Below are 21553 nucleotides of genomic sequence, written 5' to 3'. Positions count from 1 at the left end.
TCACGCCACTGGTGGGTGGCTTGGAACGCGGCGGTGACCATCGCCGTGTCGTCGGCGATCTCGACGAGGTGGTTCGCGACGAGGTGTTGGTGGGCGTCGATGGCCTCGAAGGCGCCGCGCCAGCCGGCGATGACGTCGTCGGCGGCGACGGTGGCGGGTTCGCCGCCCTGCAATGACGTGTAGTCGAGGTCGACGTCGTCGGCGAACACGGAGCGCAGGCCGGCCCACTCGTGGTGATCGGCGTACCAGAAGAGGCGGGTGATCGTGTCGATGATGGCGTTTCGGTCGTTCATGGTGGTGTCCGTTGCAGCGTTGGGTCCGGTTCAGAGCGTGGCGTCGAAGTGGTCGACGATCGCGGGGGTGGCGACGGCGACCTGGGCCGGCTGGTCGTAGAAGTCGAGTTGGCCGCCGTCGATCCAGATCAGGCTCTTCGGGCCGGCGAGTCCGTCGTAGAAGGCTTGGGCTCCGTCGGGGACGGCGCCGTCTCGGGAGTGGACCATCTGGACCGGGACATCGATGTTCGGTGCAGCAGCGATCGGGTCGAACTCGAGCCAGGGCTGCCATGACATCGTGGCGATCTGCTGGTCCCACTCGGGGATGAGCCCGCGGGCAGGGTCGAGGTAGTAGTCGAACGGACCGAACATGGCCGCGGACTCGTCGGTCTCGGAGATTGCGGGGATCATCCGGACCTCGCCGGTCTCCCTCCACGTCGCCTCGGCCTGCTTGGAGAGCTCGATGCGGTCGGCCACACCGTCCGGACCGCCGTAGTAGGGGGCGACGAGGTCGGTGTTGTGGAGCCAGGGAGCGATCATCCCGAGGGAACGGACGCGGTGGTCGCTGGCGGCGTTGACGGCCTGATAGCCGGACGATGCGCAGACGCCGAGGGCGCCGATGCGGTCGGGGTCGGTGCCCTCGATGGTTCGGGCGAAGCCCACCGCGGCGTGGATGTCGGCGATCTTGCGGGTCGGGTTCTCCCAGTCGCGGGGACCACCACCGCTCTGCCCGAATCCGCGGAAATCGAAGGTCAGCGCAGTGATGCCGTTCGCCGCGAGTTGCCGGGCGTAGAAGTTGGCCTGCTGCTCCTTCGAGGTCGTCCACGAGCCGGTCACGATGACGATCGGCGCGCCGGCGGTTGCCGTGAACGGCCGGAACAGGTCTGCCACGAGCGTGTCGCCGTTCGAGTCGAACCGGTGGCGCTCGGTCGTGAACGGAGTGGCATGGGTCGTGGGGGTTGCGGTGTCGGTCATGGGTTCACCTTCCGCCCGTCTGGGCGCGAAGTCCAAGACCTCCTGTGATGTCGTTTCGTTATCACAGCCGTCGGAACGTGAGTACCGTGCGAGCGTGGACGTACATCTTCGGGACCTCCGCTACTTCGTCGCCGTCGCCGAGGAGCTCCACTTCGGCCGCGCCGCGGAGCGGCTGTTCGTGTCCCAACCGGCGCTGTCGCGTCAGATCGCTCGACTCGAGGCACAACTCGGCGTCACCCTGTTCGACCGCGGTCGCCGCAAGGTGTCGCTCACGACCACCGGCGAAACGTTGCTCGGCAACGCCCGGACGCTCTTGAACGCCTGGGCGGCGGCCGAGCGCGAGCTCCGTGACGCGGCCGCCGCGACCGCCGCAACACTGCGCATCGGTCTGCAGACCAGCGTGGGTCGAGGGATACTCGCAGCGCTGAACGCCGGGTTGCGGGAACGTCACGCGCAGTGGACGATCGAACTCAACCAGCAGACCTGGGACGACCCGACTGCGGGTCTTGCCGACGGTTCGTCCGACATCGCGGTCTGCTGGATGCCGCTGCCCGACGGAGACGGGTACCGATCGGTCACGGTCGCCACCGAGCAACGCCTGATCGCGTTGCCCTCCAACGATCCGATCGCCACGCGGAGCGCCGTCAGCTTCGACGAGATCGCCGACCGACCACTGGTCGCGCTGCCTGCGGCAGCCGGCGAACTGCGCGACTACTGGTTGGCCGCCGACCACCGCGACGCACCAGCGAGGGTCGCCACCATCGCGCGCAGCGCCGAAGAGGCGATGGAGGCCGTCGCCGCCGGGATCGGTTCGGCGCTGATCTCCGTCGGCAATGCCGACATCTACGCGCGAAACGACGTTGCGTTCGTTCCCGTCGACGACCTCACACCCGCCGAACTCGCTGTCGTCTGGCGCTGGGACGACAACCGACCGATCATCGCCGACGTCATCGAGATCGCGACCCACCTCGAACTGGGGTAGCGGGTCCGCGTCAGCCCGTATCCTCACGGCAGGCCAGGCCGGATGGGGTCAGCGGCCGGAATCCCGGCCGTTCCAGGCGACGAGGCGGTCGATGGCGGGGGCGTCATCGGGGACTTGGACGGCCTCGGCAAACGGGATCGCGACTTCGTCGAGGCCCATCGCGGCCGAGATCTCCTCGAAGAGCGCTCGGCGGTTCTCGGCGGGGAGGATGTCGCGTGCGGCGAGCGCGGCGGTGACGACGTCGTCGTCCCAGTCGGGCTGCTGCCCGGTCGCCGTCGCGAGGTCCCACGTGTGGACGGTCAGTTCCGAGAAGTAGGTCGCGAGCACCTCGGCACCGCTGCCCTGGATCCACGGCAGCGCCATCGGTTGCGCGAGCACGTCATCGTCGCGCCACGCCTCAGCGGCGCGGCTGGCTGATGTCGTCCAGGCGTCGGACCAGCCGTCGTCGGCGACGAGCGTCTCGATGACGGTGAAGGGATCCTCGCCCCGTCCGAGCGCGGCGATGCGGTCGAGCACACCGACGAGGTGCCCGAGCATGGTGCGCACGTCCATCTCGGAGCAGGGCGTCGGGGCGGCGAGCTGGTCGGGCCGGACGCGAGCGATGACAGACCCGCCCGTCGCGATCGCACGGTCGAGGATGTGCCGAGGGTCGAGGTGGCCGGTGCCGGAACTGGTCGCTGAGGTCATGAGACCATCATCGCGATCTAAACCGGTCATGTCGTGACCGGTTTGGTGTGGAAGTGTGGGCGCGGTGCGAGCCGACCGGCTGATGGCCATCCTCCTCCTGCTGCAACAGCGCGAGCAGGTGACCGCGGCCGAGGTCGCCCGGGAGTTGGAGGTCTCCGAGCGCACCGCCCGCCGCGACCTCGACGCCTTGGCCGTCGCCGGGGTGCCCGTGTACTCGATGCAGGGCCGAGGCGGCGGCTGGCGCCTCGTGGGCGGTGCCCGGACGGACCTGTCCGGGTTGACCGCGAACGAAGCCCGGGCGCTGTTCCTGGTGGCGGGCCCGGCCTCGGCCACGACGCCGGACGTGAAGGCCGCACTGCGCAAGCTCGTCCAGGCCCTGCCCGAGCCCTTCCGGGTGCAGGCCGACGCGGCTGCGTCGTCGTTGCTCGTGGATCCGGAGCGATGGGGGTCGAGTCGGATCGAGCACCGACCACCCCGGTTGCTCGACGAACTCCAGGACGCGGTGATCCGCGGCGTCCAGGTGCGGCTGCGCTACGTCGACCGGAAGGGCTCCGAAAGCGAGCGCACCGTCCACCCCCTGGGCATCGTCGCCAAGGGGCCGACGTGGTACCTCGTCGCCGACACCGAGGTCGGTCGACGGACGTTCCGGATCGACCGCGTCTCGGCCGTCGAGCCGACCGACGATCCCGTGCACCGACCCGACGACTTCGACCTTGCCGAGAGCTGGCAGGAGATCGCCGACGAGGTCGACCACAAGCGAAGCCCCCTCGAGATCGAGGCGGTGTGCGCGCCGGACGGGATCGGCCTGCTCCGGATGGTGCTCGGGGATCGGCTCGACGTGGGTGGCTCCACGACCGACGGCCGCATCGAGGTCGTGATCCGCGGCCCCAACGAGTACGCGCTCGCCGGCGAGCTCGCCGGGCTGGTCGAATGGCTCGAGGTGACCGGCCCGCCGGGCGTGCGGGACCGCCTGGCCTCGATCGGCAACGAGCTCGTCGAGCGATACGGCTGAGACGACTGCGCAACGGGCACCGCCGCAGATCGAGCTTCTCAGCCGTGGCGAGGGACCGATCCGTCAGAGCCCGGCTCGCCCGCGAGCACCTCCCAGAAGGACCGGTCGAATGACACGGGCGACCGACCCCGGCGGACCGGCTTGGCAGTGCGCGCCACGACCAGGTCGAGCGATGGAACGACGTACAGATGGTTCTCCATCGCTCCGCGGGCGGCGATCATGTCGGCCGGAGCCTGCGGCGTCACCGACCCGTGCTGCACCTTCGACTCCGCTCTGGGGAGCCGATGGTGCCGCTGGTCGTTGTTCCACCAGCACAAGCCCCACGCGGGGTTCTCGCCGGACCCCGGACGACCCAGCGAACCCAGATAGGCCGATGGGGCCACCCCGTTGCCGCCGGCCAACACCATGGCGCCGAACCGGGCCAGGTCACGCGCCGTCGACAGCAGCCCCGTGATCGGTCTCCCATCAGGCCGGAGAACCGGGCGTTCGACCCAACTGGTCGAATCCATGCCAAGCGGCTCGAACAGCCACGCCCGGGTGACCTCGCTCAACGACGTGCCCGTGACGATCTCCAGCACCGTCTTGAGGTAGTTGTAGGCGACGTTGTCGTAGCGCCACGAGACCCCGACCTCGCCGAGCGGTCGCAGCTCATCGTCCATGCCGGTCGTCATGTCGAGCACGGTGCCGATCGTCAGCCTCGCCTCCGATGCTCTGGGCAGCCGTGTCCAACCAACGCCGAGGAAATCGCTGACCGGGTCGTCGAGGTGCAGCAGTTCGCGCTCCTCGGCGATGCCGAACATCACCGACACCAGGCCCTTCTGAACGGCGAACACGTCGACGGGCTCGGCCTCGTCGACCTCGTCGACCACCACATCGCCGCTGCGAACGATCACCAGCTGAGCAGTGCCCGCCTCCGCCGCGAACGCCACGGCGCGGGCAACCGCAACATCGCTGACCGACCGCTCATCGCCCATGAGCGCACGCTACGCGCCGCGAGCGGGCCCCTGAACTCGACGGTGCGAACACCGGCTGAGCCGTGCCAAGGTGCTGGGTGGGCTTCGAGCATCGCGGCGCCGCGTCGCGAGCACCGGGCGACGGTCTGTTCGAGACACCCACCACGACATCACCGGACGCGCAGGGCCACCCCCGCCCACGTGGACGCGGGGAGGGCGCAACGGCGCAACTCCCGCCGGCCCGCTCCGAGACACTCAGTAGGTGCCGTTGTCATTTCGGACCCTGCCGCCTGACACGAGGATGTAGAAGCGGGCGAAGAGGTCGATCGGCTGGATCGAGTCCCAGTGCTCGACGATGTTGCCCTCGACGACTCGCCAGCGGTCGGTGATGTTGAATCCCTTCCTCGGGTTGCCGCGATGCGACCTCCGCAGCGTTGCGTGCGAGTGGAACGTCACGATGTCACCGTCGACGAGGATGTGCTTCACGTCGTACGCGTAGTCCGGGAATCGCTTCACCAACCGGCCGATCGTCTCCAGTACGCCCTCGATGCCGTCCGCGATGCCGTGGTTGTGCTGGAGATAGGCGCCCGAGCCGAACCTGTCGCGGACGGCCTCGAAGTCGTGCTCGTTCATGAGGAGCCGTACGAACTCGGCGACCAACGCAGCGTTGGCCTGCTCCTCCGGTGTCCAGCCCGTGCGGCCGAGGTCGTTCAGGTCGATCGTCAGCGTCTCCATGATGATGGCCTCCGTCTAGGTTGCGTTACCTAGAGATTAGGTGCACTAACCTAGACGTGCAACGTGACATCGACCACAGGTGGATCTGGAACCGACGTGAGCACGACAACCGCAGAACGCATTGCCGACGCCGCCCGTCGTCGCTTCAACCGCAAGGGGTACGCGTCGACGACGCTCACGGAGATCGCAGCCGAGGTCGGGATCTCCCAGGGAAACCTCACCTATCACTTCCCCACGAAGCTCGACCTGGCGCTCCATCTGAGCGAAGAGGTTCGCGTCCGCACCGAGGTACGTCGTGCGACGCCGTCGACAGGTGGCCTCGCGGACGACTACGTCGAGCACCTCCGGTTCGCGATGGAGATGACCTGGAACTATCGGTTCCTCATGCGCGACCGGGGCATCTTCGACGACGCCGACGCCGTCGTCCCACCCAGCCCGATCCTGGTCGCCGCCTTCGAAGAACGGCGCGAGCTGATCGGCCGGATCGACGACGAAGGCCTGTTCCGTGCCGCCGCCGACGTCGACCTCGACATGCTCGCTCGCTCGCTGTGGATCCTCAGCCGGTACTGGATGGATCACCTGCGAGAGATGGAGCAGCGCGACGAGATCGAGTGGGCAGACGTCGAGCGGGGGATCGAACACCACTTCGCAGTCTTGCTGCCAACCATGACTGCGGCCGGTCGCCGAAGGTTCGTCGCCGCGCTCGACCGGGCGTCGTCGGCGCAATGACCGTTCGATACGGTGGTCGTACACCGCGCACGGCTGGCCGAGCTCGGCCGAGGTGCCACCCAGGCTGCTCGAACACACCTCGTCGACCAGCAAGGGGCACACGATGACCGAGAACCCGACCTCGGGCCCGAGCGCCGATCCACCGCTCGTTCCACCTGGATGGGACCGCCGAGGCTCACGCCGACATGGGCGACGGTCGAGCCACCGGCAAGCTCGTCGTCCTGCCCTGGCGGCCCGACGAACGGCTGAGCAGCGCCGGCGCCGGCGCCGTCAGCCGTCAGCGCCGGACGCGGTCGAACATCGATCGGTGGCGGGCGTGTGGGAAGACCTCGGAGAAGCGGGTCTCGGCCTCGTCGGTCCCGACCAGCACCAGCTCGCCGTCGGCCGGCAGCGGCGCGTGGGCGTCCGGGTTGCCCCTGATCTCGCCGTCGGTCTCGACCGCGACGACGTTGCACTGCGTGCGCCGGTAGACGTGCGAATCGGCCAACGACGTTCCTGCGAGCTCACGCGGGATGGGGGTGCGGAACAGATTGAGGCCGTGGGCGACCAGCAGCGTCTCCTCGCCACGGAAGTGGTTCCAGATCGCGGCCGACCCGGTGCCGGCGTACGACAGCACGGCATCGGCACCGGCGCGGTACAGCGTCGAGACGTTCCGGTCCAGCCGTGACCGGGACACGATCCGCACATCGGGCCGCAGCCCGCGGCAGTAGCGGGTCAGGTACACGTTGACGTTGTCGTCGTGGGTGGTGATCAGCACCGCCCCGGCGCCGGCGATCCCCGCCTCCTCGAGCACGTGGCGGTCGGCGGCGTCGCCGATCACGTAGCGCGCGCCCTCTCGCTGCCGTTCGGGCAGCTGCTCGATGATCGCGAACTCGATGTCCTCCGCGGCGAAGGCCCGCCCGACCGCCCGGCCGACGCGCCCACCACCGATGATGACTGCGTTCTTCCCCGTCGGCGAGTCGGTCGTGAACGCACGATCGAACGCCTCGAGCTGCTCGTTCGTGCCGGCCAACAGCAGCATCGACGAGTCGCGCAGGCGCGTGTCGGCCGTGGCGACGTGGAACTTGCCGCGCTCCCAGACCCCGATGATCCCGACCCCGAACCGCGCCCGTAGCCGGGACTCGGCCAGCGTGTGGTCGACCAGATCGGTGCCGATCGCGCCCACCTCGGCGATCTGGAGCCCAGCGAAGCTGCCGATCCGGTGGCAGTGCCCGCCGAGTCCGAGCGTGCGAGCCGCCATCGCCTCGCCGAGGATCTCACCGAGCTGCACGACATGGTCGGCGCCGGCGATCTCCAGGATGTCGACCGACGCCGGCGAGTTGGCGCTGGCGACGATGTCGACCTCGGGTGCGATCTCGCGGACGGTGAACGCGATGTTCGTGTTGGTCTGATCGTTCCGGGTGGCCACCACGGTCGCCGCCTGCTCGACCCGCGCGCTGTGGTACGTGTTCGGGTCGTCGAGCGCGCCGACCATCACGGTGCGCCCCTCGTCGTGCAGGCGCCCGGCGTCGTCCACGTCCTCGACGATGACCACGTACGGCACATTGGCCTGGTCGGCCCGGTCGATCAGTGCCTCCTCGACCGGCCCCAGCGAGGTGACGATGACGTGGCCTGCGGTCGAGGCCGGCAGCAACCGCGGCGCACGCCGCCGTTCGCGCTCGTTCATCCACGGGATGAAGACGAACTGGATGAAGACGAACGGGAGCATCACCAGCAGGAACGTCGACCCCGAGAGCAGCACGATCACCGAGAAGATGCGCCCGGCGTCGGACTCGAACGTGATGTCGCCGAAGCCGAGCGTGGTCATCGTCGTCAACGTCCAGTAGATGCTCGACGGCCACGAGAAGGTGCGGCCCTCGCGAGCCATGAGCTCGTGGAAGATGAAGCTGAACACGCCGACCATCACGACGAACACGATGGCGAGAAGTGCGATCGTCTTCATCTGGCGTCGTCGCGCGGCGCGACGGGCGACGTGCTGTGCGCGGTCGTACGGCCCCGGCGCGAGCGACGCGTCACCATGACGCAGCCGCTGCGTCACCTGGGCCATGGTCGCGCCCAGCGACTTCAACATGGCGGGACCCGAATCGGTCTCACGAGCATGATGTTGTCACAGCCGCCAGATCGACGCGAGTGCCGTCAGACACCGGGTGTCATGAGCGAGCTGCCACGAGTTCAGGCGGTGACCGCGAGAACCCGTTCGGCGACCGCTGTCGCCAGCGACCGCAGAGCGACCGCGGCGACCGGTGCCAGCATCAGCCCGACGAACGTCATGCCGATCGCTGCGGGCCACTCGCCGACGTTCGCAATCGAGTCGACGTGTTCGGTCCACTCTGTCGGCTCGAGACCTGTTGCGGTCATGATCGGCGTCGCGACGAGGCCGAGCGGTACCAGCCACAGGGTGATGGTCACGCTCAACAGCGCTGGGCCGGTGACCATCCGGACGATCCCCTTGAACGCACGTTGCGTCATTCCAGAAGCCCACGCCCGCCGCAGCCGGTCGGGCAGGGCGACCGGCTCGGGCCGGGCGTCGTGCTCGGACGGGCGCCCGGTGGGCCGCTCCGTTCGGAGGTACCTCGCCGCCCGCACGACCTCGGCGTCGTCGATCCAGCGAATCAGGTCGGCCGTGGCGATCAGGACGAACACGCCGACCACGACGACGAGCAACCCGATACCGGCGGCGAGCAGCGAGACCAGGCAGCTGGCCCAGGCGATCCCGACAACGGCGGTGACGAGCAGGTACCACGTGCCCCGAAGTGCCTCACGCATGGACCGGCTCCTTGTCGGCGAGTGCTGTGTGAGCGGCGTTCGGCACCGGCGGCGGCAGCGTCTGAGGGGAGCGGCGTTGGCCCGTCCGCCGGCCACCACCGGCCGACGTGACGAGGAGCAGGCTCGGCAGGACGAGCAGCGACACGGCCAGTGACAACACCACCATGACGGCGGTGAGAAGCCCGAAGGTGGCGAAGATCGGCATCGGTGCCAACGCCATCACGCCGAACCCCACGATCGACGACATCGCCGAGACCGCCAGCGGACCACCGGTGTCGCCGCCGGCCCGTCGCACCGCGTCGATCGGACTACCGGTGACCCGCAGCTCTTCCCGGTACCGCATGGTGTAGTGCGTGGAGTAGTCGAGGCCGACGCCCACGGCGATCGCCGCGATCGTGGCGGTCACGACGTTGACGCTGAGCCCGACGAGGCTCATCAGGGCGTACACCCACAGCACGACCACCAGGGAGGGGCTGACGGCGACGATCGCGTCGCGAACCGAACGCAACACCACGGCGACGAGCAGCACGCAGGCGACGAAGGCCACCGGTAGTGCGATCCGCATCGCGTCGGTGAACGAGTTGAGGCTGTCACGGCTGACGATCGTCGCGCCTGACGCGCCGGCCCGATCGAGATGATCCGGATACTCCGCCGCGATCTCGGCGGCGAGCTCCTCGAGCACGGCGCGAGCCGGATCGACGATGCGGTCGTCGGTGAGCGTGTTGACGCCGACCCGAACGGTGGTCGCCAGCCGATCGCCATCGAGGGCGACGGCTGAGCGCACCGAGTCGGCGGTGTACCGCTGCGTGCCGTTGTCGCCGTCGACGCCGTCGGCGAGCGCGACCGTGACGATCGCGTGCACCTGGTCGGAGCTGTCGGCGAGACCGTCACCGTCCTCGTCAGTGACCTCGATTCCGCTGGCCGATAGCACGGCGCCGCGTGCTCCGGCCGAACCGGTCGCAGCGCGAACGACGGTTGCGAGGTTGGGTGCCACGATGGGCTCTCCGTCGAGATCGCGTCCGAGGAACGCGACGTCGCCCCTCGCCTCTTCGGCGGCGATCGCTGCGGGCAGCTCGTCGATCGCGTGCAGCACGGCGGGCTCGGCCAGATCGCCCTCGAGATAGATGAGGCCCTCGCCGGCGCCGGTGGTGGTTCCGAAGTGGGCGTCGAGCAGGTCGAGGCCCTCGATGAACTCGCTGTCGGACGAGTAGAAGTCGCTGAGCTCGAAGTCGGAGTCGACCCGGTTGAACCCGATGAACCCGACGACGGCGAGCCCGGCGACGACCGGCAGCACGACGAAACGGGCGCGAGCCGTCATCGCAACGAGCCCTCCGACCACGGCGGCCCCGCGGCGGCTGTGTTCGCGGTTCTCGCCGACGTTTGCCGCGTCGCCGTTCGCGATCCGTCGGCGGGCTCGGCGGTAGGGCAGCGCCAGGAACAGCGCGGCCACGACGATCGTTCCGGCGGCACCGACGACCGGCGCGACGAGCGTCATCGTCACGACAATGCCGCCGGCGACCGAGAGGGTGATGAGCCCGACGAGCGAGCCGAGGCGACGCGTCCCGGAGCGGCGCGGCGGCCGGCCGAGCGACGTCTCGATCCGGGCGAGCGCCGACGGGGCGACGAAGCCGAGGACGCCGAACGACAACACGAGGAGAACTGCTGCACCGAACCCGAACTCGACGATGCCCTGCACGCCCGACACGGCGTTGGCCAGGAAGGCGACTACCGAGGACGCGAGCGCCACGGCCATTGCGGGCGCCACCGCGACCAGACCGAACGCCGCGCAATCGTGCGCGGCCTGCTCGCTCGACTCGCGGATGCGTTCGACGGCGTGGATGAAGAAGTCGACGCCGAACGCGATGCCCGCGACCGGCACGATGAACCCGAGCAGCATGCCACCGTCGAAACCCAACCGGTCGAGCACGCCGCCGTAGAGGAGCATGGTGCACGCGAGTGACACGACGACCAACGCGCCGGCCCAGTACGACCGCAGCAGCGCACCGACCAGCAGCACGATCAGCACGATCGCCATCAGGATGAACGGTGCCGCCGAGGCCAGCTGCTCCACGAAGGCGAGCCCACCGTCGAAGCCGGCACCGATCGCTCGGTAGGACCGCTCCTCACCCTGGAGGACGTCTTGGACGTTGCGGACCCACTCCTGGGCGTCCACGCCGAGATATGCGGCGCTCTCGCCTGAATCGAGGCGGTCGGCGACATCGTCGGGGAACGATCCGTTGTCGACGATGAGGGTCGACATGAACGCGGGCGCAGTCCAGACGCCGTCGACGACGGCGGCGTGCTGCGAGAGCGTTCGCTGCAGACCGTCGTCGGCGAGCACGTTGGAGACCGCCTCTGCGACCTCGGCGTCGTCGGCACCGTCGAGCCCGGCGGGCAACCGCCCGTCTACGGCCTGTGCGATGCTCCACACACCGTCGACCACGTCGCCGACGCCGGTGACTCGCCCGACCGCCAGGTGATCGGCGGCGTCGGGCAGTGCCAGCATCTCCTCGGTGTTGTCGAGCCACTCGACCAGCACGTCTCGTTCCAGCGCGTTGCCTTCGCGCGCCTCGACGACGAACGGCACCGCGACGACGTCGGAGGTGTTGAAGCGGTCGTCGACGATGTCCATCACCTCGTAGATGTCACCGTTCGGGTCGTAGTTCGGCTCGTCAGCCGTCGTTCGGTTGGCGGCGAACGGCGTCGCCACCAAGGCCAGCGCGACCACGACGGCGCTCACGGTCCAGACGTGTCGTTGGAGCAGCTGGGCGACGGCTCGCCCGAACTGGCGCGCACCATCGTGGCCAACGTCCGACGGTAGCGGTGGTGTTGAACGGCGTGTGTTGCTCATGTCGCCTCCTCGACGATCTCGATCCGCAGGATCTGGATGCGGAGGTCGTGCAGCCGGTTGATCACGCCGGTGAGGTACGCCTGATCGACGTACTCCCCGACGAGGACCGAACCGTCTGGGCCCGGCTCGACGGTCGAGCTCACGGCATCGGCAACGCGGTTGCCCACGACGCCCGACACGCACATCCGGTACCACTTGGGTGTCCCGGGGCTCAGCGGATCGATTGCCTCGCTGCCGGGACTCCCGCTGCATACCTCGGGTTCACTTGGTCGCGATCCGCCTGTCGGCGGCCGATCCTGTGCTCGTTGCATGCGTCCAGCGTGTGACCGATCTGGGTGAGCCGTCGTCACCCAGCCGGTCGCTCCGCCTGGGTGAAATCGCGGCGTTCGTTACCATCGCGGCCACGAACGAAGCGGACCTCGTCATCCTGCCGGCGAAGATCACGGCACCTCACCCGCGACCCTCGATGATGCGCCGACGAACGCTCGTCGAGCGGGTCGTGTCCAATCCGCCTGCGCTCACGCTGCTCGTGGCGCCGTCGGGGTGCGGCAAGAGCGAGCTGCTCGCTCAGGTCGTCGAGTCCCTGGGTGACCGCGTCGCGTGGTTGTCGGTCGACCCGTACGACGACGATCCCGTTCGTTTCTGGACCTACCTGCTTGCCGCACTCGAGTCGGTCGCCGGTGCGTCGTTCGACGACGTGCGCCGGCGTGCCCGTGCCCCAGGTGTGCCGTTGGCGACCAGTGTCGTCGAACCGCTACTGGTCCGGCTCGGCTCGACGCCGGTGACGATGATCGTCGACGACTACCACCTGGTGACGAACGGCCTCGTCCACGAGTCGATGCAGCACCTCGTGCGCCACGTGCCCGAGACCATGCGCGTCGTGCTGGCGAGCCGAACGCAGCCGCCATTCGCGCTCGGCCGGTCGCGAGTACGAGACGAAGTCGCCGAGCTCCGTGCGAGAGACCTCGCGCTCAGCGGCGACCAGGCCAAGCAGCTCCTGGAGTCGACATCGGGCCGAGCCATCTCGGAGTCGGCGGTCGCGGTCGTCCAGGAGCGAACCGAGGGCTGGGCTGCGGGGGTGTACCTCGCCGGCCTGTCGCTGAGGCAGGCCGACGACGTCGACGCCTTCGTGGCGAGCTTCGCGGGCGACGACCGCAACGTCGCGGAGTACCTCGCCACCGAGGTTGTCGACGAGCTCGACGACGAGACGCAGACGTTCCTCCGAGAAGCGTCGGTACTCGAGGAGCTGAGCGGGCCGGTGTGTGATCACGTGCTCGAGCGGTCGGCGACCGGTGCGTGGCTGCCCGAGCTCGCCCTCACCAACATGCTGCTGATACCGACCGATCGCCGCAACGAGTCGTTCCGCTTCCACCACATCTTCCGTGATTGGCTGCGGCTCGACCTCGACCTGCGTGCGCCTGGGCGCGCCTCGACACTCCATCGCCGTGCGATGGAGTTCTACTCGTCGCGCGATCCTCGGCTCGCCGGTCACCACGCGGTGCTGACCGGCGATCCAGAACTCGCCGAACACGCCCTCGTCGAGTGGGGAACCGAGCTCGTCGATCACGGTGAACTGGCCACGGTGTTCCGCTGGTCAGAAGCGCTGCCCCAGTCCCGCTACGCACGCGACCCGTCGCTCGCCGTGATGGTCGGTTGGATGCTCATCGGGGCGGGCCGGGTCGACGAGGTCGAACCGTGGCTGCAGCTCGCCGAGAACGCCCATGCTGCCGGCGAGTCGTGGCGCGGGGAGATGGGTCTGGGCGACGTGCTCAACCTCCGCGCGTACCAGGCGGTCCTCGCCGGCGACATCGAGACTGCGGCCGAGCGAGCGCACGACGCGATCTCGTATGCCAGGTGGGCACGGACCCGCGTCTCGGCGAACCTGCATCTCGGCGCGACCGGCTACTGGCTCGGTGACGACCGCTCCTCTGCGTGGCTCGCCGAGTCGGCGTCGGCTGCGAAGGCGCACCCCGAGCCGTACGCGTACATCCAGGCGGCGGCCTATCTGGCCCTGATCGCGTTCGACGACGACCGGTACGACGATGCGACCGCGCTCGTCGGCGATGCCCATGCGGCGATCGACGAGTTCGGTCTCCACGAGTTCGGGCAGACGGCCGTGGCGCACCTCGCAGCCGGCCGACTCGCGCTGGCCGGCGGGCGGATCGATGCGGCTGACGAGTCGTTCGATCGGGCCTGCACGCTTGCCGGGCGGATCCACTCTCGGCCGCTCACGATCGCGGCCCTGCTCGGTCGAACCGAATCGGTTCATCTCAGCGGCGATCGAGCCGCCGCCCGCGAGCTGATCGCGCAAGCGGTGGCGGAACTCGAGCGAGCGCCATCACCCGGTCTCCTCCCCGAGTTCGCGGCGGTGGTCGAACGCCGGATCCGGCGGGGCGCGCCTGCCCCAGCACAGCGCGCGTCGAACCGTCGAGAGCTGGTCGAGGACCTCACCGATCGTGAGCTCGCTGTCCTCCGACTGCTGCCGGGTCGGCTCACGCAACGCGAGATCGGCGGCGCGCTCCATCTGTCGATGAACACCGTGAAGACCCACACTCGGAACATCTTCCGCAAGCTCTCGGTGTCTTCCCGTGACGAGGCGGTCGAGGTCGCTCGGTCGATCGGACTGCTCTAGCGGGTCGCCCAGCATGCCGGGTGGTGGTGGGTCGACCCCCGTCGGCGAGATGAGGGTGTCGGGTCACCTCGCCCGTCTCGACCTCGCGGTCGGTTGCGGTCAGACGACGATCGTGGCGCCGACGAACTCGACGCTGAACGCTCGGCTCACGAGAGTTGCGGCCTCTCGCTCGGCGAGCGTGCGCCGGCGACCGGTCTCAGAGCCGGTCGATGAGGCCTACCGAGGCGAGCTCGATCGCACCGGCGACTTCCTCGCGCCTGATGTCGTGGTCCGTCGCGAGCGCCATTGCGAGGCATGACCGAAGCCCGCCGATGATCGCCGCGGCCGCGAGGCGGGGGTCGGTCGAGACGGCGATGTCGCCCCGCTGCCGACCGTGCTCGATGTTGCGCGCCGCCATCTCGATGTGGCGTGCGAGGCGTCGGGCGTCGGCGTGGGCTGCGGCGGGCTCGGCCGGCGGTCCACCGACGATGCGGCGACCGAGCGGTTCGTCGAAGACGAAGGCGACCTCACGGACGATGCGCTCGCGTTCGAAGTCCGACCAGTGAACGCCTTCCGGGGCGCGTTCGGCGAACACTGCCTCCTCGTAGCGGTCGTAGAAGTCGTCCACCAGGGCGGTGACCAGCCCGTCCTTGCTGGCGAAGTAGCGGTAGAGGAGCCCGACGCTGACCTCCGCCCGCTCGGCGACGGCCGTGACTTCGATCTGGCCCCGCTCGAGCAGCTCCTGTGCGGCGACCTCCAGCAGCCGTTGGCGAGTGCGTCGACCCTTGTCGGTCAGATGGTCGCCAGGTGGCGCAGCATTCATCGGTCGATCAGGGCACGATCACGTGCGACGGATCGGGCTGCTGATCGGCGGGAGCCTGGCTGTAGTCGCCGAACAGCCCGTCGCGCTGCTCGATCACGGCGCGCACGCCCTCGGTCTCGGCCCGGCGAATGAACTCGAGCGCATCGGGGGTGTTGCGCATCAGCCCGTCGAGGATCGGGCCGAGGACCTGCGTGCTCGACACACCCATGTTCTCGTAGGCGTGGTTGACGACCAGCTTCATGGCGGCGAGCTGGGAAGCGGGGATCGACGCCAGCTCCATGGCGCGCTCACGGACGGTCGCCTCGAGCCGTTCGAAGGGGACGGACTCGTTGATGAGCCCGATGTCGGCAGCCTCCCGACCCGAGAGCGGCTTGCCGGTCAGGGCGTACTCCTTGGCCTTGGTGAGCCCGAGCCGATACAGCCACATGCCGCTCAGATAGGCACCCCACATGCGGGAGTAGGGGGTGCCGATGCGGGCGTCGTCGGAGGCGATCACCAGGTCGCCGCAGAGCGCTGTGTCGCTCGCCCCACCGACGCACCAACCGTGCACCTGGACGATGACGGGTTTGTGCGTGTGCCAGATCGCCATGAACTTCGGGGTGGGAGCGGTCAGTCGGTCGGTGCTCCAGGCGAAGTCCTTGCCAGGGTCCCATTTGCCGTCGGTGCTGATCCGGTCGCCCCAGTGGTTGAAGCCGCCGCCGAAGTTGTAGCCGCCGCAGAACGCCCGGCCGGCGCCGCGGACGACGATCACCTTGACCGAGTCGTCGTTGGTCGCCAGCATCACGGCTTCCTCGAACTCGTCGGGCATCGGCGGCACGATCGTGTTCAGCTGCTCGGGCCGGTTGAGCGTCACCGTCGCCATCGGGGGGTCGACGTCGTAGAGCACCGTCTCGAAGTCCATCGTTGCGTCCTCCATGAAGAAGAGTGAATCCGTTTCATTTTCGAGCATAGGTGAAACGAATTCACTTTTCAAGGCCTCGGGGGAACGCTCGGACTGACGGCGCGCGGCGACCTGCGTCCCGACCGGCTCATTCGCTGACCGTCGGGCCGGGTGTCGCTCGGTGCCGGCTCGGTGACGGTCATGGAGAGCCGCCCGCGTGCTTCCAGAGCGCCTCCTCGGCGGAGCCCGGTTCGGGCAGGAGCGCGCCGCCTTCCATCGTGAACGACGCTTCGATGTCGCGGAGCGCCGCGCTGACGGTGGCGGCGTCGACACCGGCCCGGTTTGCGAGCGCCTGGCGGAGCCTCGTCGTGATCTGCGTCTTCTGCTCCTCGGTGCGGCCGCTCCGGATCGTGCCTGAGATCGACCCGTTCTGCCCGTCCGGCAGCGAGGTGGGTGCGGCGTCGGTGATCAGCACGTGGACGAACGACCGCGGCGCGCCGGTCGCGCCGCAGTGGATGTCGACGACGTCGTTTGCGAAGGGCTCCCGTTGCGATTCGGGCAGCAGATCCCGGCGGACGGACACTCGGTAGAAGGGCATCGACGACTCCTCACTGTCGGGGTCCGGTGGTGGGGTCGACCTCGGTGATCGAGACGACGATCTCGTGGTCGGTGCAGCCGGTGACGTCGGTCCACAGGTCGCAGATACCCCGCATGTACTGCTCGCGTTGATCGAGCGTGGTGGCGTGTTCGAGCGCGCATGCGATGATCGACGACGTGCTCTGACGGCCCTCGGTGTACATGTGGCCTCGCGGCACCGGGTGCCAGCTCACCGACGTCGCGTCGCCCGGGTAGTGGCCGCGATGATGCTCGTCGAGCCGCCGTTCGAGGTCCGCTCTGCGCTCGTACGCGTAACTCTGTTCTTGCACCAGGCAACTGAACCGCATCCCGAGACCGATGTTGTCAGATCGACGAGGAGTCGCTCCCACCGTCCGGTGCGTCGGCTTCGCAGGTGGGTCATCGCGACCGGCGGCTCAGGCCAGCCCGTGGATCTCGGAGGTCGGGGCGATGCGCCGCAGCCCGCGGTAGGCGTCGGCGGCCGTGCGGCCCTCGTTCACGACCCCGTCGACCTCGCGGGCGATCGGCATGTCGACACCGTGCTCTTCCGCGAGCTCACACACGACCCGAACCGACTTGACCCCCTCGGCGACCATGTTCATCTCGGAGGTGATCTGGTCGATCGACTTCCCCGTTGCGAGCTGCTCGCCGACGTGACGGTTGCGGCTCAGCGGGCTCGAGCACGTGGCCATCAGGTCGCCCAGCCCGGTGAGGCCGGCGAACGTGCGCGGATCGGCGCCGAGCGCCTCGCCGAGGCGGATCATCTCCGCCAGCCCACGGGTGACGACCATCGCCTTGGTGTTGTCGCCGACCCCGAGGCCCTCGGCCATGCCGGCGGCGATCGCGATCACGTTCTTCAGCGCGCCGCCCAGCTCGCTGCCGACGACGTCGGTGTTCGTGTAGACGCGGAAGTTCCTCGACGTGAAGATCGTCTGCAGCGAGCTCGCCAGGTGCTCGTCGGGCAGCGCCATCGCAGCCGCGGCAGCGAAGCCCTGGAGGACCTCACGGGCGAGGTTCGGTCCGGCGAGGACCCCGGCGGAGTGGCCGGGCAGCACCTCGTCGATCACCTGCGTCATCCGGAAGCGTGTGCCCTGCTCGAGACCCTTGCTCAGGCTGACGATCGGGATCCATGGCCTGAGGAGCGGTCCGATCGCCTCGAGCGCGGCGCGGAAGCCGTGGCTCGGCACCCCGACCACGACGACGTCGGCGTCGCCGACCGCCGCCTCGAGCGAGCCGGTCGCCGCGAGCGTTTCGGGTAGCGGCAACCCCGGGAGGTAGTCGCCGTTCTCGTGCTCCTCGTTGATCTGATCGGCGAGTTCGGGCCGGCGCGACCACAGGGTCGTCTTGGTGTTGTGCGCGGCGAGCGCAGCGACGGTCGTTCCCCACGACCCGGCCCCGAGGACCGCGACGTGAGCGTCGCGGCTCATCGCGGTGCTCGCGATCGTGGGTCGACCTCGCCGACCCGCTCGGCACGGCTGCGGTTCAACGTCATCCGTCTCGCATTCATGTCGCTGGTTCACCCCCTGTTCGATCCCACGACCGGAACCAGCTCTTCCTAACCCGAAGGTGAGGCGACTGCAAGGTGGCGCACCGCTCGACGGGACGTGCGGAGCGGGAAGCGTCAGGCGGCCCGGAGACGCTCGAGTGTCTCGATCACGGTGGCCACGATCAACTCGACCTTGTAGCCGGTCTCCGGTAGTGGGGTCGCGCCCTCGGCGCAGACCTCGGCGGCGGCGCGGATGGAGGCGTCGTCGAGCGTCGACCCGGTCAGCACCTGTTCGGCGGCCGCCATCCGCAACGGAACGGTGGCGACGCCGCCGAGCGCCAGCGCGCACTCGGCGACCCGGTCGTCATCGAACCGCGCCCGAGCCACGGCCTCGACGAGCGGCCACTCGGCCTCGAACCGGCTGATCGACCGGAAGTACGCGCCCCGCTCGTCCGCCCACCCTGGGGTGAGCTCGATCGCAGCGATCACCTCCCCGTGTGCGAGCTGGTGATCGCGCGTCGGGTCGGTACCGTCGCCGAGCACCTCGTCGATCGGGCGGGTCGATCCATCGGCGAGCACGATCGTCGTGTCGTAGCAGAGGAGCGCCATCGCGATCGTCGATGGGTGCGGGTGCACGCACTCCGACCGGTCGAAGACGACGCCGTAGAGATGACGTCCCGTGCGGGCGGGGCAGGAGTCGCCGCCCGACTTGAAGCAGTCGGTGTCGGGGTGGCGGTAGTACCAGCAGCGGGTGTGCTGGGTCAGGTTGCCGGCGATGGTGCCCTGGGCCCGGATCTGCGGTGTGGCGAGCGAACCGGTGGCGATGGCGAGCGCCGGGTGGGTGGCCGCCAGCTCGCGGGCGACGACGGCCATGGTGGTGCCGCCGCCGATGTGGACCCGGTCGGGTGAGCGGTCGATGCCGGCGAACCCCTGGACCCCGGTGAGGTCGACGATCCGGGGTTGGGCGTTGTGCGAGCGGAGGCGCTCTTGCAGATCGGTGCCGCCGGAACGGACGACGGCACCCTCCGGGACGTCGATCGCGGCGTAGGTCTCGGGGAAGTCGATCATCGCAGTCCCTCCAGGAGTCGGTCGGGGCGAACGGGCAGGACGGTCGGCCGGAACCCGGTGGCGTTGAAGATGGCGTTGCCGACCGACGCGGCCGGGCTGACCGTGGCGACCTCGCCGAGGCCGACACCGCCCCCGGGGACGTGCTCCCAGCCGGGCTCGTGGAAGTGGATCGTGATCTCGGGCGTGTCGCCGAGCTGCGGGATCCGGTAGTCCTCGAGGTTCGACGTCAGGGTGAGGCCCGTGTGCGGGTCGAGGACCTGGTGCTCGTAGAGCGCGAGCCCGATGCCTTGGATGATCGAGCCGCGACACTGGCTCTCGGCAAGCTCGCGCACGTGCGGCACGCCGACGGCAAGGCCACCGTGGACCGACAGGACGCGGGTCTTGCCGGTGAGGGTGTCGACCTCGACCTCGGCCACGTGGACCGCTGCTGAGAACCCGCGCCCGATCTGGAGGTTGGCGAACGTGATCGGCACGGCCCGCATCTTGTGGTCCCCGCCCCGGGTCGCAGTGGCGCGGGCGCCGTCGGCCGTGCGCCAGTCGCCGCCGACCGTCGCCCGGAGCTGCTCGGCGGCCTCGACGGCGGTCGGCCACAGCGACGCCGTCGTGCGGCTGCCCCCGGAGGTCGGACCGTGCAGCTCGCCGCCGCCGGCGCGCCCGACCTCGACGACCACGTCCGCCGGCTCGACGTCGAACACCGAGGCCACGGCGCGAGCGAGGACCGTCTTGGAACCCGTGCCCATGTCCTGCACACCGGTGCGCACGACCAAGCGTCCACCGCGCACCGACACCTCGATCTCGGTGTCGGGATCGACCATGTAGAGCCAGTTGGCAGCTGCGACGCCCACGCCACGGCGGTACCGCCCGGACTGCGACCCGGTCACCGGCCGCTGCCGCCAGACGGGGAGCGCCGACGCCCAGTCGTAGAGCGCCTGGCGCTTCTCGTTGCCGTCCCAGCCCCGGCGCAGATCGATCGGGTCGCGCCCGATCTGGTGCGCGGCCTGGTCGACGCTCTGTTCGAGCGCCCACGCGTAGGTCGGACCACCCGGTCCGCGGAACGGCGCGCCGGGCGGTGCGTTGGTGACCACGTCGCCGTCGCGGGCGAGCCGTGGACTCCTGCCGTACACCAGCATGCTCAGCAGCGCATAGGGGCTGTTGACGGCGACGCCGGGGAAGCTGACGCCGTTCACGACCATCGCCTTGAGGTCGCCGTCGTCGTCGACCACCAGGTCGACGTCGGTGCGGCTCCCGGGCCGATTGCCGGTCGCCGTGAGCTCCTCGCGCCGGCTCAGCACGACGCGGACCGGCCGGCGAGCGATCCGGCTCAGCTCGATCGCAGCGACCATGTCCGTCGAGACCGAGAGCTTCGAGCCGAAGCCGCCGCCCACGTAGTCGGCGACGACCTCGATCGCGTCGTCGTCGATCTCGAAGTGCGCTGCGAGGTCCTCGGTGACGTGAGCGACCGCCTGCGTGCTGGTCCAGACGCGGAGCTTGGCCGGATCCGACCAGTCGGCCACGGTCGTGTGCGGCTCGAAGCACGTGTGGAGCTGGGAAGCGGTCTCGAAGTGCAACCGGACGTGACCGGCCGCCCCAGTGCTGCGGGCGTGCTTGACCCGTCGCTTGGCGATCGTGCCGAGCAACGGCGTGGGGTTCGGGCCCCGCACGTTGCCGCTCCAGCGGGCGGGCGGGATGGGACCCTCGGCGGCGTTGGTCGCCCCCTTGCGTGCCTCCTGGGAGTCGTAGACCAGGGGCGCGTCGGGGGCCATCGCGTCGTCCGGGTCGATGACGAACGGAGCCGGCACGATCTCCACCGGGAGCTCGGCGGCCACGCGTCGAGCCTCGGCGAGCGTCGGTGCTGCGACGGCTGCGATCGGTTGGCCGGCGTAGCGGACGCCGCGGTCGTCGCCGAGCAGGTCGACCATGATCTCGGCGGCGTCGGCCGGGATCGGTGCGACGTCGCCGGCCGCGATCGGCGACCGCACGATGACGCCCTCGAGCGTGCCCTCGGGGTACACGTCGGCGGTGTAGATGGCGGCGCCGGTGACCTTCGCCCGGCCGTCGACGCGGACCGACACCGGTGTCTCGCCGTCGAAGTCACCTCGGCAGGCGGC

At 69.5% G+C, this 21553-nt stretch carries 20 protein-coding genes; 4 read left to right on the top strand and 16 right to left on the bottom strand.

From position 1 onward, the window contains the following. Both QNJ12_RS15070 and QNJ12_RS15065 read right to left on the bottom strand, forming a co-directional pair. Positions 1-293: nuclear transport factor 2 family protein (locus QNJ12_RS15070; protein ID WP_300623736.1), on the bottom strand; the 293-nt coding region annotated here is incomplete at its 3' end. A 30-nt stretch (positions 294-323) separates the two neighbouring features. After that, positions 324-1247: an alpha/beta fold hydrolase gene (locus QNJ12_RS15065; RefSeq protein ID WP_300623735.1), complete on the bottom strand. Its 924-nt coding sequence runs from the start codon at positions 1245-1247 to the stop codon at positions 324-326. Between the two features lie 94 nt (positions 1248-1341). Between QNJ12_RS15065 and QNJ12_RS15060 the strand changes: the two genes are divergently transcribed. Then, positions 1342-2229 carry a LysR family transcriptional regulator gene (locus tag QNJ12_RS15060; protein WP_300623733.1) on the top strand — a complete coding sequence of 296 codons (888 nt, stop codon included), beginning with the start codon at positions 1342-1344 and terminating at the stop codon, positions 2227-2229. Positions 2230-2277: 48 nt separating this feature from the next. Here the strand turns inward: QNJ12_RS15060 and QNJ12_RS15055 are convergent, their stop codons facing one another. Next, positions 2278-2916 carry a TIGR03086 family metal-binding protein gene (locus tag QNJ12_RS15055; RefSeq protein ID WP_300623730.1) on the bottom strand — a complete coding sequence of 213 codons (639 nt, stop codon included), beginning with the start codon at positions 2914-2916 and terminating at the stop codon, positions 2278-2280. Positions 2917-2980: 64 nt separating this feature from the next. Here QNJ12_RS15055 and QNJ12_RS15050 point away from each other — a divergent pair, with 64 nt between their 5' ends. Continuing rightward, the gene (locus QNJ12_RS15050) at positions 2981-3928 is read left to right on the top strand and encodes a helix-turn-helix transcriptional regulator (protein WP_367281797.1); all 948 of its coding nucleotides are present in this window, start codon (positions 2981-2983) and stop codon (positions 3926-3928) included. Between the two features lie 38 nt (positions 3929-3966). Here QNJ12_RS15050 and QNJ12_RS15045 read toward each other — a convergent pair whose 3' ends face one another. Further along, positions 3967-4902 carry a serine hydrolase gene (locus QNJ12_RS15045; RefSeq protein WP_300623726.1) on the bottom strand — a complete coding sequence of 312 codons (936 nt, stop codon included), beginning with the start codon at positions 4900-4902 and terminating at the stop codon, positions 3967-3969. A gap of 234 nt (positions 4903-5136) precedes the next feature. Further along, the gene (locus tag QNJ12_RS15040) at positions 5137-5616 is read right to left on the bottom strand and encodes a nuclear transport factor 2 family protein (RefSeq protein WP_300623724.1); all 480 of its coding nucleotides are present in this window, start codon (positions 5614-5616) and stop codon (positions 5137-5139) included. Between the two features lie 96 nt (positions 5617-5712). On the opposite strand from QNJ12_RS15040, the gene QNJ12_RS15035 reads away from it, so the two are divergent. Next, complete coding sequence (locus QNJ12_RS15035; RefSeq protein ID WP_300623722.1) at positions 5713-6345, top strand: TetR/AcrR family transcriptional regulator; 633 nt, start codon at positions 5713-5715, stop codon at positions 6343-6345. A 277-nt stretch (positions 6346-6622) separates the two neighbouring features. Here the strand turns inward: QNJ12_RS15035 and QNJ12_RS15030 are convergent, their stop codons facing one another. The 4 genes from QNJ12_RS15030 to QNJ12_RS15015 form a co-directional block, all read right to left on the bottom strand. Continuing rightward, a complete protein-coding gene (locus tag QNJ12_RS15030; protein WP_300623720.1) occupies positions 6623-8416 on the bottom strand; it encodes a TrkA family potassium uptake protein in 1794 nt (597 codons plus the stop codon). Between the two features lie 101 nt (positions 8417-8517). Then, positions 8518-9111: a sensor domain-containing protein gene (locus QNJ12_RS15025; RefSeq protein WP_300623718.1), complete on the bottom strand. Its 594-nt coding sequence runs from the start codon at positions 9109-9111 to the stop codon at positions 8518-8520. Further along, complete coding sequence (locus QNJ12_RS15020; RefSeq protein ID WP_300623716.1) at positions 9104-11851, bottom strand: MMPL family transporter; 2748 nt, start codon at positions 11849-11851, stop codon at positions 9104-9106. Before QNJ12_RS15020 ends, QNJ12_RS15025 begins: the two co-directional genes overlap by 8 nt. A 107-nt stretch (positions 11852-11958) precedes the next feature. Further along, positions 11959-12141 carry a hypothetical protein gene (locus tag QNJ12_RS15015; RefSeq protein ID WP_300623715.1) on the bottom strand — a complete coding sequence of 61 codons (183 nt, stop codon included), beginning with the start codon at positions 12139-12141 and terminating at the stop codon, positions 11959-11961. Between the two features lie 287 nt (positions 12142-12428). Between QNJ12_RS15015 and QNJ12_RS15010 the strand changes: the two genes are divergently transcribed. Continuing rightward, positions 12429-14594 carry a LuxR C-terminal-related transcriptional regulator gene (locus tag QNJ12_RS15010; protein WP_300623713.1) on the top strand — a complete coding sequence of 722 codons (2166 nt, stop codon included), beginning with the start codon at positions 12429-12431 and terminating at the stop codon, positions 14592-14594. 196 nt (positions 14595-14790) lie between these two features. On the opposite strand, the gene QNJ12_RS15005 is transcribed toward QNJ12_RS15010, so the two are convergent. From QNJ12_RS15005 to QNJ12_RS14975, 7 genes are all read right to left on the bottom strand, one after another. Next, positions 14791-15396 (bottom strand): TetR/AcrR family transcriptional regulator, encoded by a 606-nt coding sequence (locus QNJ12_RS15005; RefSeq protein ID WP_300623711.1) that lies wholly within the window; start codon positions 15394-15396, stop codon positions 14791-14793. Between the two features lie 7 nt (positions 15397-15403). Next, a complete protein-coding gene (locus QNJ12_RS15000) occupies positions 15404-16312 on the bottom strand; it encodes a crotonase/enoyl-CoA hydratase family protein (protein WP_300623709.1) in 909 nt (302 codons plus the stop codon). 163 nt (positions 16313-16475) lie between these two features. Beyond that, a complete protein-coding gene (locus QNJ12_RS14995; protein WP_300623708.1) occupies positions 16476-16874 on the bottom strand; it encodes a hypothetical protein in 399 nt (132 codons plus the stop codon). Between the two features lie 10 nt (positions 16875-16884). After that, positions 16885-17202, bottom strand: coding sequence for a hypothetical protein (locus QNJ12_RS14990; RefSeq protein ID WP_300623707.1), 318 nt, complete (start codon positions 17200-17202; stop codon positions 16885-16887). Between the two features lie 105 nt (positions 17203-17307). After that, a complete protein-coding gene (locus tag QNJ12_RS14985; RefSeq protein ID WP_300623706.1) occupies positions 17308-18318 on the bottom strand; it encodes an NAD(P)H-dependent glycerol-3-phosphate dehydrogenase in 1011 nt (336 codons plus the stop codon). Between the two features lie 194 nt (positions 18319-18512). Continuing rightward, complete coding sequence (locus QNJ12_RS14980) at positions 18513-19445, bottom strand: FAD binding domain-containing protein (RefSeq protein ID WP_300623704.1); 933 nt, start codon at positions 19443-19445, stop codon at positions 18513-18515. Next, a partial coding sequence (locus QNJ12_RS14975; RefSeq protein WP_300623702.1) for a xanthine dehydrogenase family protein molybdopterin-binding subunit occupies positions 19442-21553 on the bottom strand: 2112 nt, incomplete at its 5' end. The genes QNJ12_RS14980 and QNJ12_RS14975, both read right to left, overlap by 4 nt.

Origin of the sequence: Ilumatobacter sp. (genome assembly GCF_030065885.1) — a bacterium.
Lineage (GTDB): Bacteria > Actinomycetota > Acidimicrobiia > Acidimicrobiales > Ilumatobacteraceae > Ilumatobacter.
The sequence above is the reverse complement of the archived record's forward strand: the minus strand, read 5'-3'. Positions and strand labels throughout refer to the sequence as shown.